Annotated in this window: 15 protein-coding genes and 1 pseudogene; 2 read left to right on the forward strand and 14 right to left on the reverse strand. The window is 60.4% G+C overall.

Annotation, left to right across the window (positions count from 1 at the left end; all coding sequences use genetic code 11):
• Window positions 1–13: 13 nt before the first annotated feature.
• The 11 genes and pseudogenes from CVV65_RS12535 to pstB all read right to left on the reverse strand — a co-directional run bounded on the left by CVV65_RS12535 (window position 14) and on the right by pstB (window position 9,799).
• Window positions 14–727 (reverse strand): HAD family hydrolase, encoded by a 714-nt coding sequence (locus CVV65_RS12535; protein ID WP_100668413.1) that lies wholly within the window; start codon window positions 725–727, stop codon window positions 14–16.
• A gap of 3 nt (window positions 728–730) precedes the next feature.
• Window positions 731–1,576 carry an MTAP family purine nucleoside phosphorylase gene (locus CVV65_RS12540; protein WP_100668414.1) on the reverse strand — a complete coding sequence of 282 codons (846 nt, stop codon included), beginning with the start codon at window positions 1,574–1,576 and terminating at the stop codon, window positions 731–733.
• A 36-nt stretch (window positions 1,577–1,612) separates the two neighbouring features.
• Window positions 1,613–2,086 (reverse strand): tRNA (uridine(34)/cytosine(34)/5-carboxymethylaminomethyluridine(34)-2'-O)-methyltransferase TrmL, encoded by a 474-nt coding sequence (trmL, locus tag CVV65_RS12545; protein WP_100668415.1) that lies wholly within the window; start codon window positions 2,084–2,086, stop codon window positions 1,613–1,615.
• Between the two features lie 88 nt (window positions 2,087–2,174).
• Entirely contained in the window at window positions 2,175–3,566 is a 1,392-nt protein-coding gene (locus CVV65_RS12550; protein WP_100668416.1) for an RNA-guided endonuclease InsQ/TnpB family protein, read from the reverse strand.
• A gap of 38 nt (window positions 3,567–3,604) precedes the next feature.
• Window positions 3,605–3,892 (reverse strand): annotated as a pseudogene (locus tag CVV65_RS12555) (recombinase family protein); the annotation flags it as partial.
• Window positions 3,893–3,894: 2 nt separating this feature from the next.
• On the reverse strand, window positions 3,895–5,763 hold the full coding sequence (locus CVV65_RS12560) for a HAMP domain-containing sensor histidine kinase (RefSeq protein ID WP_100668417.1): 1,869 nt from the start codon (window positions 5,761–5,763) through the stop codon (window positions 3,895–3,897).
• A complete protein-coding gene (locus CVV65_RS12565; RefSeq protein ID WP_100668418.1) occupies window positions 5,748–6,461 on the reverse strand; it encodes a response regulator transcription factor in 714 nt (237 codons plus the stop codon). The genes CVV65_RS12560 and CVV65_RS12565 overlap by 16 nt, the downstream gene beginning before the upstream one ends.
• A gap of 74 nt (window positions 6,462–6,535) precedes the next feature.
• Window positions 6,536–7,381, reverse strand: a complete 846-nt coding sequence (gene pstA / locus CVV65_RS12570; protein ID WP_100668419.1) for a phosphate ABC transporter permease PstA — start codon at window positions 7,379–7,381, stop codon at window positions 6,536–6,538.
• A gap of 2 nt (window positions 7,382–7,383) precedes the next feature.
• Window positions 7,384–8,319: a phosphate ABC transporter permease subunit PstC gene (pstC, locus tag CVV65_RS12575; protein ID WP_100668420.1), complete on the reverse strand. Its 936-nt coding sequence runs from the start codon at window positions 8,317–8,319 to the stop codon at window positions 7,384–7,386.
• 29 nt (window positions 8,320–8,348) lie between these two features.
• Complete coding sequence (gene phoU / locus CVV65_RS12580) at window positions 8,349–9,008, reverse strand: phosphate signaling complex protein PhoU (RefSeq protein ID WP_100669500.1); 660 nt, start codon at window positions 9,006–9,008, stop codon at window positions 8,349–8,351.
• A 14-nt stretch (window positions 9,009–9,022) separates the two neighbouring features.
• Entirely contained in the window at window positions 9,023–9,799 is a 777-nt protein-coding gene (gene pstB, locus CVV65_RS12585) for a phosphate ABC transporter ATP-binding protein PstB (protein ID WP_100668421.1), read from the reverse strand.
• A 211-nt stretch (window positions 9,800–10,010) separates the two neighbouring features.
• Here pstB and CVV65_RS12590 point away from each other — a divergent pair, with 211 nt between their 5' ends.
• Window positions 10,011–10,745, forward strand: a complete 735-nt coding sequence (locus tag CVV65_RS12590) for a response regulator transcription factor (protein WP_100668422.1) — start codon at window positions 10,011–10,013, stop codon at window positions 10,743–10,745.
• Between the two features lie 48 nt (window positions 10,746–10,793).
• On the opposite strand, the gene CVV65_RS12595 is transcribed toward CVV65_RS12590, so the two are convergent.
• On the reverse strand, window positions 10,794–13,115 hold the full coding sequence (locus tag CVV65_RS12595) for a methyl-accepting chemotaxis protein (RefSeq protein WP_198592023.1): 2,322 nt from the start codon (window positions 13,113–13,115) through the stop codon (window positions 10,794–10,796).
• Between the two features lie 176 nt (window positions 13,116–13,291).
• On the reverse strand, window positions 13,292–14,392 hold the full coding sequence (pstS, locus tag CVV65_RS12600) for a phosphate ABC transporter substrate-binding protein PstS (protein WP_100668424.1): 1,101 nt from the start codon (window positions 14,390–14,392) through the stop codon (window positions 13,292–13,294).
• A gap of 307 nt (window positions 14,393–14,699) precedes the next feature.
• Between pstS and CVV65_RS12605 the strand changes: the two genes are divergently transcribed.
• Window positions 14,700–15,707 carry a mechanosensitive ion channel family protein gene (locus tag CVV65_RS12605; RefSeq protein WP_100668425.1) on the forward strand — a complete coding sequence of 336 codons (1,008 nt, stop codon included), beginning with the start codon at window positions 14,700–14,702 and terminating at the stop codon, window positions 15,705–15,707.
• 369 nt (window positions 15,708–16,076) lie between these two features.
• Here CVV65_RS12605 and acnA read toward each other — a convergent pair whose 3' ends face one another.
• Entirely contained in the window at window positions 16,077–18,788 is a 2,712-nt protein-coding gene (gene acnA / locus CVV65_RS12615; RefSeq protein WP_100668427.1) for an aconitate hydratase AcnA, read from the reverse strand.
• Between the last annotated feature and the right edge of the window lie 198 nt (window positions 18,789–18,986).

Raw genomic sequence — 18,986 nt, forward strand, 5'->3', positions numbered from 1 at the left:
CCGCCTCCTCGCGTTAAATTTCCCTGTGTTTGACCCACTCCAGCACGTCCATCAACGTCCCGGTCCATGCCGGGGGGCGGTCCACCGGCACGGATCCCACGAGACAGTCGGTGACGAGACCAACTGCGATTCCCGCCTCGGCCGCTGCCCCGTCCTCCACAACATCGTTGCCGATCATCGTGCACTCCTCTGGACATCGGCCGATCTTCGTCAAAATCTCGCGGTAATAATGAACCCGGGGCTTACAATAATGGGAATTCTCCATGGTCGTCACCAGGCGAAAGGGAATGGCCTCAAGGCCCGCCCAGCGCAGTCGCTCATGAATTGCCTTCTCGGGGAAAATCGGATTGGTGGCCACCACCAACTCATAACCTTGCTCCAGAGCTGTGCGACAAATTTCCTGGGCCAAGTCCGTCGGTCGGGTCAAATGGCGAAGCTGGGCAAACTCTTCCTCATAGAAGGCCTCCATCTCGGCCCAGACTTCGTCCTTCCCGGCGCCGGCCCTGGCCATGAAGGCCTCTCGGAATACTTCGTCGTTCGTGCGATGGGAATCGTCGTTCTCCACCGTGTCTTTGACCGCCGCCCAAATTAAGTTCACCAGTTCGTCTGGCGCCAGCCAACGGCCCACCCGGCGGGCCATGCCCGAAAAACAGCCGTGCAAAAAGGTCTCCAGATCCAGCGGCAAAAGCGTCCCATCGAGATCGAACAACAGGGCCCTCCGGGTCAACCCCTATCGCCCCTTTCCGATGTTTTCCTTCGTCAGCAGGGTATCCTTTCGCAGGTCCCGGCATCCGCAATCTTCATCAAGAGGCGTTTCGCGCAGCGCGTCGAGCAGAATCCGGCCCACCGCCCGGGCTTCTTGAAAAAACAAGTCCCGCAATTCCTCGTGCCGCCAATCCCGGACCACCCCTTCGGCATAATTCACCACCAGGTCGACCCGGGCGTAGCAGGCACCGATCTCCCGGGCCAGGTACACCTCCGGGCACATGCTCTGCCCGATCACGTCTGCCCCCATCATCTGCAGAGCCCGTACTTCGGCTACGCTTTCAAAATGACGCCCATCGGTGTTGGCGTACACCCCGCGTTCGAACACCCGGCCAAGGCCGGCATCCCGGGCAGCTCGGGCCAATCGCCGTCGGCCGTGGGGACAAGTGGGCTGACGCATCACCAATAGATACGGGCCCCCCAACCCCACATCTTTGCGCATGGACTGGTCGATGTAGTCGTCGGGAATGACCACATCCCTCAGATCCAGCAAATGATTGCACGCTCCAACTCCACCCTCGGCGTACACCTTGCGCACTCCGGCCTGGCCGAGAATCCAAAACAGTCGTTGAGAGGCCTGGCCCCTAGGTAACCCCTCCTCGGGGCGCCAGCCGTGCATCTTCACCGTCCAAACTCGCTTGTCCCCGAGCGTAAACAATTTCATCTCCGGCCCGGGACCGTACGGGGTGTCGAAACGCACTCCGCTTTTCAGCACCTGTACGTCTTCCGCCTCGACATCCTCTGGAAAATGCAACGAAAAGGTGCTGGAGCCCCCGATCACCGCAAACTCCGCCAAATCGATTTCAGACACAGGCGCCCCCCCTTTTGCCACTTCGTGAACCCGGATTCACACGAGACCCGGAAAACCGTTCTGCCGAAGCGCCTCAAACAACGCCAAAGCCACAGAGTTCGACAGATTTAATGAGCGAATGTCCGGACGCATGGGGATCCTCACCGTTTGCTCGGGAAATCGCTCCAACAAAGCATCGGGCAACCCCCGGGTTTCTTTTCCAAACACCAGAAAATCCCCGGGCTGATACCTCACCTCGGCATAGTGACGCTTCCCCTTGGTACTAAAATAAAAAAAGCGCCCCTCCGGGTGTCGTTCCAGCAGTTCTTCAAACCGATCGTGGTACTCAACGTGAACCAAATGCCAATAATCCAACCCCGCCCGACGCAGGTGGCGATCATCCACCTCAAATCCCAAAGGACGGACCAGATGAAGGACCGTTCCCGTGGCCGCACACGTGCGTGCAACATTCCCGGTGTTGGGAGGAATCTCCGGCTCCACCAGCACCACGTGAAAAGGTCGTCTCTCCATCCCTGTACCCCCATTATACTGCGCCGCTCTCCCAAACCTACACAAATCTCACTTTGCGCAGAATTTGGGTTCGGGACTGTCATGTCCCTCATTGGATTTCTTGGCGGCCGGCGGCGTGATCCCCCACCCGCCCGCCGACAATCCCCGGCATCTCAGTGATACCTATACCGTCGAACCGCCAAGCCCGCCTGGTCCTCACGACAATCTTGTCTCCCAGACGGCCCGAGCCAGGCACCTCCAAGTTTTTCAGCACTTGTTCCAGTCCGTTGATCGACGAATTCTCGTCCCGGATGTGGTACGTCCCGCACTCCGGACAGGTCCACTCCCGAACCTCCGGCGGAATCCCGCCTGGCACTTCGTAGTCGCACACGTGGCAGGTGCGGGTCGACCCGTCTTCGTCCCACTCGCCGTACACTTTCCCGGATCGGGTCGCCACCCACGCCAGGGTTTCCTTGAACCGCCCAATGAGCGACTGGTTGTTCATCGCCCGGCGCATTCCTGTGCTGATCCCCCCGCCGTGCGGCGTATAGTCCCCCACGTACACCCCGTCGTACTCCCGGTACAGCCGGTTGGCCACCGTCCGCAGGTACGCCTTCGTCTGTTCTCGGCGCACCCGCCACAGCTCGTCCAGCCGCTCGTTCAGCTTCTTCCACCTTCGCGACGGCAACCACACCTCCGATCTGTCTTCCCGTACCACCCGAACCGACTTCCTCTTGCACCGGTCCCGCAGGGATTTCACCTCGTCGATTCGCCGGTCCAGGATCTTGAGAAACCACGGGTTTTGGATTTCCGTCGCCACCCCGTCGGTCCCCACTCCGTAGCCCAGGTTCTTGTGGTTCGGGTCAATCGCAATGACCCGCCCCACAGATCGCCGGGCCGGCACAGGCCGCCTGACCGTGAAGACCGCGTAAAACAGCTTCCCTTCCTTGACGATCCGAAGCTGGCGAACCATTCCCGGCTCGAACCAATCGGGCAAGGGTTCCGCCAGCCGGGCCGTCACCTGGGCTTGCTTCTCCTTGCCCGCCTTTTCGTCCAGCACCTTCCCCAGGGACACCTCCAGCTTCCGGCCCTCCAACCGGTAACCCTTCCACGGCTCGTCATATTGCAGGGAGAACCATTCCCGCCTCCACGACCGGAACTTCGGCCAGCCGACCTTCTTCGCCCCCTTTTCGCGACGGGCCTTCTGGTATTTCCGGATCGCTCCGCTCAGCCGCAGGGCCGCGTTCTTCAGCACGGACGAATACACCGTCCGCAGGAATGGATACTCCTGTTTGAGCGCCGGAACCCGGTCCCGCAGGCCGCGCTCCGTGTACAGCACCCTGGCCGCTTCCGGGTCCTGGGTGCTCCGGAACTTCTCCCGCAGGGTGTTCGCCTCTTCGAGAAGGTGATTGTACAGCCAGTTGGCGATTCGCGACTGCCCGTCCAGAATCGCCGCCGTGTGTTCATCCACTTCCAGAAGCATTTTCAGGACGGATGGCATCGGCCGCCTCCTTCAACGTTTTCATGATGTCCCGGTTCTTCCCGGCTCCGGCTCCCGTACAGCCGGGCCGAAAACACCGTGATGATCTCCAGCACGTCTTGCACCAGCTCTTCCTCAAAGGTCGCCTCTTCCGAGGCGTTCATGATCACCACCTCCGTCCCAAAATGCTCGCACAAGGAGAACACCAACTCCGACCCGAACCGGAGCAGGCGGTCCTTGTGGGTGATCACCAACCGGCCCACTTCGCCGGAACAGATCCGGCGGATCAGTTCACAAGTCTTATTTAGCAGTTGCGAACCCCCGGCCCCACTCCGTTCCTCGGCCATTGTCAGGGTAAGCTGTCCGGAGGCCACCGGCGGGGGAGTTGAACAAAAAAACGACTCCCTTTCCCCACTTCACTTTCAACTCCCACCCGGCCTCCGTGAAGCTGTACCACATGTTTAACGATGGCGAGCCCCAGCCCTGTGCCGCCCGTGGCCCGGGACCGGGCCTTATCCACCCGGTAGAAGCGTTCAAACACCCGGTCCCGGTCTTCGGGGGGGATTCCAACCCCCGTGTCGGCGACCTCCACCTTGACCTCCCGGGGATCCGTGCCCACGACCCGGACATCCACCCGGCCTCCGGCTGGAGTGTATTTTAGCGCATTGTCAATCAAATTGCTCAATACCTGCCGCACCCGGTCGGGATCCACTTCGGCCCGGCAATCGCCCTCTTTGTCCAAATAAAGATGGGACCCGGCTTGCTCCGCCGCATACCCGTAATCCTGCACCACATCCCGGGCCATCTCCGCCAGATCCACCGGTCTCCGGTGCAGCGTGGTCAGGTGGGACTCCAGCCGGGAAAGATCCAACAGATCCCGGACCAGCTGTTCCAGTCGCCGGGCCTCCCGATTGATCAACTCCAGAAAATGTTTTCGCTCCTCAGGGGCCAAATCCTCTTCCACCACGGTCTCTGCCAGTCCGCAAATGGCGGTCACCGGGGTTTTGAGTTCATGGGAAACATTGGTCACAAATTCTTTGCGCACCTGTTCCAGCCTTCGACGTTCGGTCACATCGTGAATGATCACCACGGCCCCGCCAGACAAACTGCTTCCGCCGGATAAGTGCCTCCCTTCAGATCGACCCACATCCTTCGTCGATCCGGCCTCTTGCCCCTGGCCTGGGATCCGGGGGATCGGCACCACGTGCACCTCCACCTCCCGGCGGGCCGGGCCGAACACCCCGTCGTATCGGCCCCCCTCGCCGTTGCGAACCGCCTGATCAATCATCGCATAGATCGGCTGGAACGCTTGAATGCCCCAGAACCGCCGACCGATCACCCGCTGCTCCCCGATCAACTCGGCCATGACCGGATTAATCCACTCCACCCGACCTCGGCCGTCTAGGGCCATGACCCCGCTGACCAGATGTTGCATCGTGATTTCCAGCCGGTCCTTTTCCAGGTGAAGTTTCTCCACACTCATGGCCAGATCCTCCGTCGAGCGCTGGAAGGCAGAGGCCATCTCGGCCAACTCCTCGGCCACTTGGCCAAGTTCATCCTTACGTCGAAAGGGCAGCCCGTGGTATCGCCCCTGGGCCCAATCCACCGCTGCCCGCCTGAGTTGGAGCAACCCGGTCCGGATATCCCTCGCTACCACCGCCGACCACGCCACTCCCAAACCGACGCTGACGCCCAAACCCAGCAGCCAAGCCCACCACGCGCCAAAGGGGGCCACCACCTCGGCCAAGGGTGTCTCCAGCCACACGACCCCCAGGATGCGATCCCCCGCCCGGACTGGCGACGCCGCCCGCACCACCAACCGGCCCACGGGATTCTGCTGGACATCGGTGGCCGTCTCGCCGGCCAAAGCCCGGTTCAGTTCCACCCCAGGCCCGAGCTGGGCGGCTGCGTTCGAATCGGCCGAACCCCCGGTTCCCCCGGAAGACGCGATTACCCGCCCATCGGGGCCATACACCCGGCATATCGCATCGAGCAACCCAGCAGTCTGCTCGGCCCATCCGATCAGCCTCACCGGCTCGGACCAGCGCGTACTCGCGTCCTGAGCCGCCAGTGCCGCCTCCCGGGCGGCGATGCCCTGCACCTCGATCATCGAGCCCCGCACCTCACTGCGCACCACCCAAAGGCCCGTCCACAGCCCGGCCACAGCCGACAGGACGAATCCCATCACCACCAGCCGGCGACTTAACGATCGCCCCATTCCAGGCTCCCTCCGAACCCGTAACCCACACCCCGAACCGTAGTGATATACCGTGGCTTTCTGGGATTCTCTTCGATTTTGTCCCGAAGGTGGCTCACTATGACGTCGACAATCCGGGTATCGCCGGCATAGGTGTAGCCCCACACCTGATCGAGCAACTCGTCCCGGGTCCACACCCTCCCCGGTTTCGACGCCATCACCGTCAACAGTGTGAACTCCCGGGCGGTGAGCTGCACCGGCTTCCCCGCCACCTCCACCCGGTACTCCTGGGGCCAAATCACCATATCTCCGACACGAATCTCGTGGCTCGCCCCCCCTTGGCGATGGGAACCGGCAGCTGCCCGGCGCAAAACCGCTTTCACCCGGGACACCAGCTCGCGGGGCAAAAACGGCTTTGTGACATAATCGTCCCCGCCCAGATCCAGCCCCAACACCCGGTCCACCTCGTCATCTCGGGCTGTAAGAAAAATCACCGGAATTCCAATCCCGTCGTCTCGCCAACTGCGGCACAAACTCAAGCCGTCCATCCCGGGGAGCATTACATCGAGGACCACCAGGTCCACATTTCCCTCCCGGACCTTTCGATCCGCCTCCTCACCACTCTCCGCTGTGTCCACCGCATACCCCGCCTTCTTGAGGTGCCAGGACACGAGCTCGACAATGGCCGGCTCGTCATCGACGATCAATACAGTGCCCATGCTCACCGCTCCTCGCCGCACGGTACTCTCCTCAATCCTAGTGTATCACGTGCCGCCGCGGCTTGTCCCCCGCTTTACCGTCCGACACCCATCCGGTCTCTGAGCGCCACCCTTGCCACAATGTTGATCACCAGCACGATCAGCACCAAGGTCAAAGCCCCGGTCCAGGCCTGCTGCTGCCAGTCCGGATAGGGCGAAATCGCGTACACGAACACTTGAAGTGGCACGGCGGCAATGGGTTTGAAAATACTCGACGGCCAGAATCCGCTGCCGAAGGCGGTGACGATCAGCGGCGCCGTCTCCCCCATCACCCGGGCCACCGCCAGCATCACGCCGGTCAAAATTCCCCTCCTGGCCGCGGGCATGACCACCCGCCACACCGTCTGTGCCCAGTTCGCCCCGAGGGCCAGCGACCCCTCCCGCAGCGCCACCGGCACCATGCGCAGCATCTGCTCCGTGCTTCGCGCCACGGTGGGCATCATGAGCACCGCCAGAGCAAGTCCTCCGGACAGGGCCGAAAACCCCTGCATGGGGACCACGACAATACTATAGATGAATAGCCCCACCACGATGGAAGGAGCCCCGGACAGCATGTCCGCCACCCAGCGCACCAAATCCCCCAGGCGCCCCCTCCCCCACTCCGACAGAAAAATGCCCGCCCCAATTCCCAGGGGCACGCTGACCAATGACGCGATGGCCACCAGAATGAGCGAGCCGAGAATGGCGTTGCCCATACCTCCCCCGGGCACCCCCGTGGGTGCGGGGATATTGGTGAAAAATGTCCACGACAACCCCGGCAACCCCTTCCCGAGCACGTAAAACAACACGTGAAACAGAGGTATGACCGCCAGAATGACCATCAGGGCGCTGATGAGTGCAGCCAGGACATTGGCCACCTTTCGTCGCAAGCGCCTCCCCACATTCAAACCTCCCTTCCGGCCCGGGCCATCAACCGGACCACCAGCCAACGGGACAACAGGCTAAACAGGGCCGTCACGATAAAAAGCGTAAACCCGATCTCCGAGAGAGCCGACAGATAGAGGTGGGATGTGGCCTCGGTGAACTCGTTGGCGATGACGCTCGCCATACTGTGACCCGGTGCAAACAGGGAGGCGGATACCTCCGGGCGGTTGCCGATCACCATCGTCACCGCCATCGTCTCCCCGAGAGCCCTTCCGAGCCCCAACATTAAGGCGCCGATGATCCCCGGCCATGAGTACGGCAACACCGTGGAACGAATCATCTCCCAATGGGTGGCGCCCAGGGCCAGCGCCCCTTCTTTGATCGCCGAGGGAACCACAGCCATGATATCCCGGGATAGGGAGGTTACCGTCGGCAGGATCATGATCGCGAGGATAAACCCGGCCGTGAGCAGCCCCACCCCGTAGGGCGTCCCCTGAAACAAGGGCAAGAATCCCAGGTGCGCCCCGAGCCACGGCTCCACGCTGGTGCGCATCCACGGCGCAATGGCAAAAATCCCCCATAACCCGTATACCACGCTCGGGATTGCCGCCAAAAGCTCAATGATAAAGCCCACCACCGATGACAGCCATCCCTTGAGGTACTGGGTCAGAAAAATCGCCGATCCGATACCCACGAAAATCACCAAAACCAGGGCGATCAATGATGTAACCACGGTGCCGTAAACAAAGGGCAGAGCCCCGAATTCATTATTTACCGGATCCCACTGCCGCCCGATAAAAAAGCCCAGTCCAAACTCGCGGAACGAAGGCATCGACTGGATGGCCAGCAACACCACGAGAGCTGCTGCCGTCAAGAGCAAAAGGATCGCCATGGCCGACACGCCGATCCGAAACCACGTGTCGGCCTGGCGCGACAAGAACCGCAGTCGTCCCACCGCTCGACATCCTTTCCTTTAGCGTCCCATCACAGGTTGAGGTCTCGACGCTCCCCCGTCACCATGTAGATGGTCCATTCCCCGATGTTCGTGATGTGGTCAGCCACCCGCTCCAAGCTCTGGGCCACAAACAGGAGTTGGGTTGCCTGGCGAATCGTGGAGGGATCTTCGATCATCAAAACCAGGAGTTCTCGAAAAATCTGGCTATACAGGTGATCCACATCGTCATCCCGGTCCGCCAACGTCTGGGCCAGATCGGCATCCCGGTCCACAAACGCCCGGAGGCCGATGCCCAGCATCTCCTGGGCGATCTCCCCCAGGCGCGGAATGTCGATCAGGGGCTTGATCAGCGTTTCTCCGGACAATTTCAGCGCCGTCCGGGCAATGTCGACCGCGTGGTCCCCCATCCGCTCCAGATCGGTGACCATTTTCAGCACCGTCCCGATGGTGCGAAGGTCACCGGCCATCGGTTGCTGCAGGGCGATGAGGCGCAAACAGCGGTTTTCGATCTCCACCTGCATGTCATCCAGCTGGTCATCCCGTTCGATCACCTGCTCCGCCAAAGACTGGTTCAGTTCTTTTAAGGCGGTTACACTATCGCGCACAGCCTGGCTGACCAGCCCGCCCATCGCCAAAAGACTCTGCTCCAGGGACTCCAACTCTTCGTGAAACCCGCTGCGCGTATCCACCACGGTCGCCTCCTTTAGCCGAAGCGGCCGGTGATGTAGTCCTCCGTACGTTTATCCTGGGGTTTCGTGAACAATTCGTCCGTGCGATTCACCTCCACCAGTTCACCATTCAGGAAAAACGCCGTGTAGTCCGACACCCGGGCCGCCTGCTGCATATTATGGGTTACGATCATAATAGTATAACTCTCTTTTAGTTCTGTAATCAATTCTTCAATTCGAAGAGTAGAAATGGGGTCCAGGGCGGACGTCGGCTCGTCCATGAGCACCACCTCCGGTTCCACCGCCAAAAGTCGCGCAATGCACAGTCGTTGCTGCTGACCCCCGGAAAGACCCAGGGCCGGCTCGTGGAGTCGATCTTTGATCTCGTCCCAAAGGGCCGCCCGGCGCAGGGAACGCTCCACAATCTCGTCCAGCTTTTTCTTGCTCCGGGTACCGTGGATGCGCGGCCCGTAGGCCACATTGTCGTATACCGACATCGGAAACGGGTTTGGACGCTGAAACACCATCCCCACCCGCTTTCGCAAATCCACCACATCAATGCGCGGCCCGTAGATATCCATCCCGTCGATTCGCACCGTTCCGGTGATACGCACCCCGGCAATCAGGTCGTTCATTCGGTTCAGCGTGCGGAGAAACGTCGATTTTCCGCACCCGGACGGGCCGATCAGGGCCGTGATCGCCCTCCGGTGGACGCCCATCGATACATTGAACAACGCTTGCGCCGATCCATAGAACAGATTCAATTGTTCCACATCGATTTTGACCTCACCCGCAGCCGGCAAGGCGTCCATGACCATTCCTCCCCGCGCCGCCACCTACCGTGCACAGCCGGCGGCACACTGCTTTTAGTCTATCGAACAAACGTAAATAGATCATGAACCGAATGTGAACCTTGGGTAAATACAATTTTACAGACCATCTATACAAATCTCACAACGAGACAACATAAGACCATTACAATAAGAAGACACAAGCACGTTTCGTTCTGGGAGGCTGGCCGAGGTGGAGCGAATCCTGGTGGTCGATGACGAAGAAGCGATCCTCGCGGTCCTGCAGTTTCATCTTGAAAAAGCCGGATATGTGGCCGAAACCGCAACCCACCCCGAGGAGGTGTTTCAGCGCCTTCGGGAGGGGGAGCCGGTGGACCTCATTATTCTGGATCATATGCTTCCAGACATGAGTGGATTGGACATCTGTAAAATTCTCCGGCAAGAAGGAATCACGATCCCGATTATTTTTCTGACCGCATTGGACGACGAAGTGGAGCGGGTCCTGTGCTTGGAGATGGGCGCCGACGACTACATCACCAAACCCTTTCGGCCCCGGGAATTGGCGGCCCGGATTCGGGCCGTCCTCCGAAGGTACCAACTGTCCGGCAACGGGGAGCGGCGCACTGCGGACGTGCTCCACGCCGGACCCGTTATCATCGATTTGGCCAAACATACCGTGACCGTATTCGGGCAGGAAGTTTCCCTGACCTTGAAAGAGTTTCAACTGCTGCACCATCTTGCTGAACATGCCGACAAAGTGGTCACCCGGGACACCCTCCTCGATCATATCTGGGGATTTAAATACACGGGCGACACCCGGGTGGTGGATGTGCACATCAGCCACTTGAGAAACAAGATCGAGCCGAACCCCGCTTCCCCCCAATTGATCAAGACGGTCCGCGGGGTCGGTTACAAATTGATCACCGGGAGGGCGATGCCGGGGGATGACCCGGAGGAGGATGAGTAGGTGACAAGGGGGCCCCTCCACACTTTCCGGGCCCTCGGCACTCGCCGGCTAGGTTCTAGCCACGAGCGCTCCCGGCTCCTCAACCGGGGCGGGCCCGGCGGACCCTCCTGATCCCGGCTTGGGCACCTCGATCTCTCCGGAGGGGACTTCCCGAGAAGCCGCCGCATTCTCCTCCGCCCCGGAGTCCGGCTCAGACCCCGTTTGTTGCTCGTTCTCGGAATCCGGGGGAGACGCGGACGGCGTCGATAAGGACGTGTTCTGCAATCCCCAAAACGAGATCACATCGAGTAAGGACTCTCCAAGCCCTTCCAGATTTTTCATCTCCTGTTTCAATAAGCGAAACAAGTGGTGCTGCTCCCCGAACCCCGACGATAGCTCTTGGGTGGCCGCCGACGTCTCCCGGGCGACCTCCAGCACCCCTCGCATGTTTTCCACCATGGACTCCCGGGCGACCGCCATCTGCGCCTGGGCGCCGGCCATCTCTTCGATGCGAGTCGCTATCCCGCCGAGGGCTGACACCACCTCATCGAACGCCCCCTTGGCCCGTCCTGCCGTCTCCACCCCTTGAACCAAACCCCGACGGCTCTCCTCCATCGCCTGGCGGGCTTCGGCGGCATCCGCCCCGACCTCCGCCGCCCGCCGCTGAATCTGGGCAGCGTTGTCCCGACTCTGTTCGGCGAGACTTCTAATTTCCTCCGCCACCACCGCGAATCCCCGACCCTCAGCCCCGGCCCGGGCGGCCTCGATCCCGGCATTCAGCGCGAGTAGTTCCGTCCGGCGAGCCAATCTGCTCACCAGGTCCACCGCCTCGGAGATGACCAGACTGTGGTCGGCCAGACGGCCCACCCGAGCTCCCGCTTCTTCCATTTTTGCCACGAGATTCTCCCAACTCCGCTCCCAGGCCTCCATGACCGCTCGGGCGTCCTGGGCCACGCCCCGGGCTTCGACGGACTGTTTCACCACTCCGCGGAACTGCGCCTCCCAGCCAGCCAAAAGCTGGGCCAGCACCTCCAGTTCCTCCCGGGCCCGGGCCGCCTGCTCCGCCTGATGAGCTGCACCCGCGGCGATCTGTTCCGTGGACAGGGAAAGGCTAACCGCCACCTCCTCGGCCGTGGAGGTACTGCCCTTCGCCCGACCGATTCCTGTACCCAGAGTGTGGGCCGCCTCCCGGAGGCGACCGGATACCTGAGTCATCTTTTCCACCATGACCAGATACCCCCTAGCAAGGTCCCCCACCTCATCCTTCCGCAGAGCTGTCCTCTTCATTCTCGTTCTCTCCATATCAGAGAGCCGCAGTTCCCCCCGGGCCACCCGGCGAATCCCCCGGGCGGCCAGCTGAATCGGCCGGGCCAACCCTCCGGCGGTCAAGGCACTGAGCACCATCGAAATCACCAAGAGCATGGCGGTGGAAACGATCAACGTCCTCTCCAACACCGCGGCCCCCTGGGTCAGGTCCGAGACCGGCCCGCCAGCAGCAATGACCCAACCCCAGTCGGGAACCGTATCATAGGCCGCAAAATGCGGTTCAACCCCTCCCCCCGGCGCAGCCCACTGGTATTCCATCGTTCCGCGACCGGTCTGCACCATCTTTTGCAACCATGAACCATCGCCGCCGGACGTGGGCGTGCCGCTGGGTGGGACCGCAAAAGTCGGGGCCTGACCGCCTGTGGCCCCATCGCCCGCCTTCACCGCAAAAGCGTATCCCCGGGAACCGATATGTACACTCCGGATATGATCGACCAGCCGGTCCATATACGGTTGCAGGGCGACCTCAATACCGATGGCGCCCACCACATTCCCTCGATCATCCGCCAGGGGCATGTCGTACACTTGATACAGCCGCCCTTGAATCATGACGACTCCGGAGTAGTAGGCCCCTTTGCTCAGAGACTGCAGTTCCTGGGGAGACAGGGGCGCCTCTCCCAACACCCGTCCCTGGCCGTCTTTTAACGAGGTAAGCGTCCGGACGAAAGAATCCCCCCGTCGCACGGCGATGCTCACATCGGTACCCGTAAACTGGGTGAGCTGGGCCAAGAACTGTTCATTGCCGCTTACTTTTTCTTTGCCGAAGTAAAGGCCGTCATCCCGGGCCGCCGGGGCTCCCTGATCGGCCCGCAGGCGCGAGATCAAAAAGCTGGCTTGCTGATAGCCTTGATTCGCCCTTTGTACCGCCACACCTTGAAGTTCTCTCCCCGACTGCACCAACAGACCGACAATCTGTGTGGTCTCCTCCGCCGCTCTTTGCTGGGCCTCGTGTTTGACCAAGATGACCGAGAGAACGCCCAAGCATCCCAGTGCAACCAGCAGCAAAAGACCAGTCACTGCTGACAACCGCCAGCGTAGCGACGAAAACCCCTTACCCCATTTCACCCTGACCACCCCGCGCCAAAGATGACGTCAACGTCAAAGCGAAAAAACTTTCAGGCCAAGCGGTGTTCGCAGCCAAAAAAACGGCGGACGAACGGGAACGTCCTCCCGCCCGTCCGCCGCACGCCCCGCATGGGCACCGGTCACGGCTGCCGACACCCTCCCCAGGCGTCCGATCGTTATTGCATCACCGGCTGGCCGCCTGCCTGGATCTGCTTCAACAGCCCCACCGCCATCTCCTGCACATTTTGCGGCAGGGGAGCATACTGAATGGTGGTCGCCAGCTTCTGCCCATCCGTCACGACATACTTCATCACGTCGAGTAAAGTCTTGGCTTTGTTGGCGTCTTGCTGGTCTTTCCAGAGCAGTACCCAGGAGTACCCGGCGATGGGATAACTGCCGTCTCCCGGCGCGTTCACGATGGAAAAGTTATCCGCGCTGACATTCGGGAACTGGGAGGCCGCCGCCGTCACCGATTCCAAGGTCGGAGCCACGTATTTGCCCGCCTTGTTCTGCAGGGCTACATAACTCATCTTGGTCTCCAGCGCGTAAGCCAGCTCCACGTATCCGAAGGCACCGGTGGTCTGCTTGATCTGGCCGGCTACGCCTTCGTTCCCCTTGGCGCCGAGGCCGCCGGGCCACTGAACCGATTTACCTTTGCCAATCGAGGACTTCCACTCCGGACTCACCGTGCTCAGGTAGTCGGTCACGATATAGTTCGTCCCACTGCCGTCCGATCGGTGAACCGTGGTGATCGGTAGGTTCGGCAACTGGACATCGGGATTCAACGATTGGATCGCAGGATCATTCCAGTTTTTGATCTTGCCGAGGAAAATCTTCGCCACAACATCCGGGGTCATCTTCAGTTGTTGGGTGACGTCCGGCAAATTGTACGCCAGGGCCACACCACCCAGAGCCACCGGGATCTCCACCACATCGCCACCCGACGCTTTGGCTTTCGCGTATTCATCTTTGTTGAGCGGCACGTCAGTGGCACCAAAGTCCACTAACTTCTTGGTGAACTGCTCGATTCCGCCCCCGCTCCCGATGGACTGATAGTTGACTTCGACATTGGGATGGGCGTTCTTGTATTCCGCGAAGGCCTTAGAAAAATACGGATAGTCGAAGGTCGATCCAGCACCGGTCAGCTGAACCCTGGCCTGACCGCCACCGGTTTGATTGGTGTTGCCCGGGGTGGCACTGCTTCCGCACCCAGCTAACAGGGTGGCCGTAAGAGCCAGGACCCCAAAGGGCTTCCAAACCCGTTTCACAATTTGCATCCTGTGCGCTCCTCCTTCTTATCATTTCGACCCCAAGTATAGCGATCCGATCTAAACGCAACATGAACCCACTTTAAAACTTATGTAAAGATCTCGCCGAATCTCGCAAAAAACGGTGTATCTTCGATAGGACCGCACCACCTTCGTACGAGAATCAAAGCCCTGACCCCCCTTCCACCAAGTAGAATCCCCTTTGGTTTTTGAGAACCCCCGGGACGATTTGCTAGAATAGACCCGTGCCGTACCGGGCATCCACCGTTCAAACGCCGTGCGGTGCCCTGCGGGTGAGAGAGGAGGTCCCTGATCGATGACCCTCGATTCTCAGGAAAAATCTAGATTTCCTTGGAAACAGACCTTTGTCGCCTTTTTTCTCCTCATTGTATTGGCCATCCTGCTGGAAATCGGGTCAGATCTCGTCACCAGCCGACTCGCCAAGGAATACCGCACCGTCTTTTCCACAGGGACGGCGGTGTTATGGGTTGTCATCGGTTTTCTCCTGGTGAACCGCATGCGGCGCATCCTCATGAGCATCGTCTATCACACGCCCCGACACGCCAGCATGTGGAACCTCGGGGTCAACGTCCTGACGGGATTTGCGTACTTATTCGTGGCGGTGTTCAGCCTCCGCATGGCCAACACCTCGGTCAGCAGTCTGTTGGTCAGCGGCGCGGTGACCGGCGTCATCGTCGGAATCGCAGCCCAGTCCACCTTGGCCAATATTCTGGCGGGCCTCGTGATCATGACCTTGAGACCTTATACGCTCGGCCAGCGCATTACCTGCCGTTCCTGGATGTTCTCCGGCGCAGAGTACACCGGTGTCGTCGAGGAATTGAACCTGTTTTATACGGTGCTGCGGGATGGGGAGATCACCCGGGTTCTCCCGAACTCCACCGCCGTGGTGGCCGCCGTCACCATTCATTCCGAAGACACAGCCTACAGCACCTTCACCCTCGGGCTCCCATACCATTGTCCCCTGTCCGCCGCCCGGGAAAAACTCCGGACCTTGGCCGGGCCGGGAACGGACCTTTGGGTAGACTCCTTCGGTGAGAAAGCGGTCCAGTGCCGTGCCCGCATCCCCGCCGGCGACCCCGACGCGTTGCGGCGTCTTATGGTATGGGCCGAAACTTTTTCGCGAGATGCAGGGTCTGCGGAACGTGAAGACCTGCAGCTTGGCGTCCAATCCAGCGGTACCGGAGAGCGCGAAAAAAGTCTGTCAAAGGATCTATCCCCCGATGGTGACGGGATACAAGCACGCGACCCGGCCCGCCCGCCGAGTCCTGAGTCCTCTCGGAACCGAGGGCTCGGCGAGTCATGACTTTCCGACAATTTTTCCTGCGGACGGCCCTTTTGGCGGCCGTTTGGGTCCTGATCCTCGCCCCGGCCACCGGGAGCCGGGATGTCTTCGATACGCCGGTTCGAACCTTGCTCATAGCCGTTTTGCTTGGCGTGGCGAGTTCCTTCATATGGTTTGCCCTCGAAAGGTCGTCCACAAAACACCGGCGCCGCAAAAAACGAAAAAAAACTCCCGTCCGCAGGAGGAAGACAGGTGCCCGAACCCGCAGGGGCCGAAAATAGGAACAACGGGAAAACATCTACGAAAAAAAGGCGCCCGAAAGCGCCCTTTTTTTGTAGGTTCAATGGCACTGAATTCCTTGCATCGCCCGCCCGGGCGAGAGCAAGCCGTTCAACCGTTCAGCAGTTGCCGCAACACCGTTTGCAGAATCCCGCCATTCCGGTAGTATTCAATCTCCACCACCGAGTCCAGGCGCACCAAAGCTTCGAACTCCCGGCGCCCGCCGTCTTCACCCACCGCGGTCACCCGGACGGTGGACAGGGGCTTGATGTCATCGGAGAGACCTTGAATGTCAAACCGCTCTTTTCCAGTCAACCCCAAGCTCTTCCAGCTCTCTCCCTTGGTGAACTGGAGCGGCAATACCCCCATCCCCACCAGATTCGAACGGTGGATCCGCTCAAAGCTCTCGGCCAGGACCGCTTTGACACCGAGGAGCATCGTGCCCTTCGCCGCCCAGTCCCGGGAACTTCCGGTGCCGTACTCTTTGCCCGCCAAAACCACGAGGGGCGTGCCGTCCGCCTGGTATTTCATCGCCGCATCATAAATCGGCATGGTCTCGCCGGTGGGCAAATACACCGTCACTCCGCCCTCGGTGCCCGGGGCCAACAGGTTTCGAATCCGGATATTCGCAAAGGTTCCCCGCATCATGACCTCGTGGTTGCCCCGTCGGGAGCCGTAGGAGTTGAAATCCCGGCGTTCCACGCCGTGCTCCATGAGGTATTTGGCCGCGGGGGAATTCGGCGCGATACTCCCCGCCGGGGAAATGTGGTCGGTGGTCACCGAATCCCCCAACAGAGCCAGAACCCGTGCACCGCGAATATCCGCGATATGACCCGCTTCCCGGCTCAGATTGACAAAGAAGGGCGGTTCTTGGATGTAGGTCGAGTCAGCGTCAAAATGATACAACTCCCCTTCGGGAGTGGGCAGGGCGTTCCACCTCTGGTTCGCCGTGAGCACATGGGCGTACTCCTCGGAGAACAATTCCGCCGTCACCGCCTGTTGAATCGCGGCTTGGACCTCTTCGGAAGACGGCCAAATGTCTTTGAGATATACGGGGTTGCCATCGCGATCCGTCCCCAGGGGTTCTTTTGACAGGTCGATATCCACCGTTCCGGCCAGGGCGTAGGCCACCACCAAAGGCGGAGACGCCAGATAGTTCGCCCGGACGAGGGGATGAATCCGGCCCTCAAAGTTCCGGTTGCCGCTGAGTACCGCCGCCACGGTCATATCCTGCTCCTGGATCGCCTCGGCCACCTCGGGATCCAGGGGACCACTGTTCCCGATACAGGTGGTGCACCCGTATCCCACCACCGCAAAACCGAGCTGCTCCAGGGCTGGCAACAGTCCTGCCCGCTTCAAATAGGCCGTGACCACCCGGGAGCCGGGAGCCAGGGAACTTTTCACATAGCGCGGCTTTGTCAGCCCTTTTTCCACGGCCTTTTTCGCCAACAGGCCCGCACCGATCATCACCGAGGGATTTGAGGTGTTAGTACAGCTGGTGATGGCGGCGATGACCACCGCCCCGGTGCGCAGAGTCTCCCGGCTGCCGTCCGGGTATTTTACATCCGAAGTACGAGCCAGGCCCTCTTTGCCGAATCCAAAGCCGCCCTGATCCACCGGCGATTCCACCGCTTTTTCAAAGGACGCCTTTAAATCCGGCAACGGCACCTTGTCCTGGGGCCGCTTCGGACCCGCCAAGGTCGGTTTTACGGTGGAGAGATCCAGTTCCACGATGTCGCTGAATACCGGCTCGGGCGCCTCTTCGGTATGAAGCAGCCCCTGGGCTTTCAGATACGCCTCCGCCAAAGCGACATCTTCAGCCTTTCTCCCGGTCAACCGCAGGTAATCCAACGTTCTTTCATCGACAGGAAAATATCCCATCGTCGCGCCGTATTCCGGCGCCATGTTGGCGACCGTCGCCCGGTCGGCCACGGTGATAGAGGATAATCCGGGGCCGAAAAACTCGACGAATTTCCCCACCACACCCTTTTTGCGCAGAAGGTTCGTCACCGTGAGCGCCAGATCTGTGGCCGTCGACCCCTCGGGCAGGCGGCCGGTCAGCCGGAACCCGATCACTTCCGGGATGAGAAAATACAGCGGCTGGCCCAGCATCCCGGCTTCCGCCTCGATGCCGCCAACGCCCCAACCGAGAACGCCCAAGCCATTGATCATGGTGGTGTGGGAGTCGGTGCCGACCAAGGAGTCGGGAAAAAGGACCGTCTCGTCCCCGTCTTCCCGCCGTCCCACCACAGAAGCCAAGTACTCCAGGTTCACCTGGTGGACGATGCCCGTCGACGGTGGCACCACCCGGAAGTTCTCAAAGGCGCCCTGAGCCCAGCGCAAAAACCGATAGCGCTCTTCATTGCGCTGAAACTCCAGCTCCATATTGCGCTCCAGGGCCTCGGGGGTGCCGTACAAATCGACTTGAACGGAATGATCGATCACCAGGTCCACCGGGACCAAGGGGTTGATTTTGCTCGGATCGCCGCCCATCTCTTTGACTGTCCGCCGCATCGCCGTCAGGTCCACCACCGCAGGCACGCCGGTGAAATCCTGAAGAACGATGCGGGCCGGCTTAAAGGGGATCTCCACAGGGTGACGGTGACTCTCCTGCCAATTGGCCAATTTTTTGACATGTTCCTCGGTGACCCCTTTGCCGTCCACCTGCCGCAGTGCCGCCTCCAACAACACCCGAATGGAGTAGGGGAGTCGAGAAATCGGGCCCACGCCCTGTTTGTCCAGGGCGGGCAGGCTGTAATAAACGTAAGACTTCCCTCCCGCCTCAAGCGTCCGCCGGGTTTGAAATACGTCCTGACTTGCCATCATTTTGCACCTCGCCTTTTACCATGATCGGTGTCCCTGTTGCAAACAGCTATAGTGTAGCGCATTTCCTCTTTTTCGTGAACGTTTTACCAAGCTGTTTCGTCGAACCCGACCTGCTGTGCCTATTCCCAGTGTGTCGATTCGCCCTTCGGATCATCCCAAAAGCGCGCCTTTGGGGCCTTCCGTCATAAACTTTTT

Source organism: Kyrpidia spormannii, assembly GCF_002804065.1.
Lineage (GTDB): Bacteria > Bacillota > Bacilli > Kyrpidiales > Kyrpidiaceae > Kyrpidia > Kyrpidia spormannii.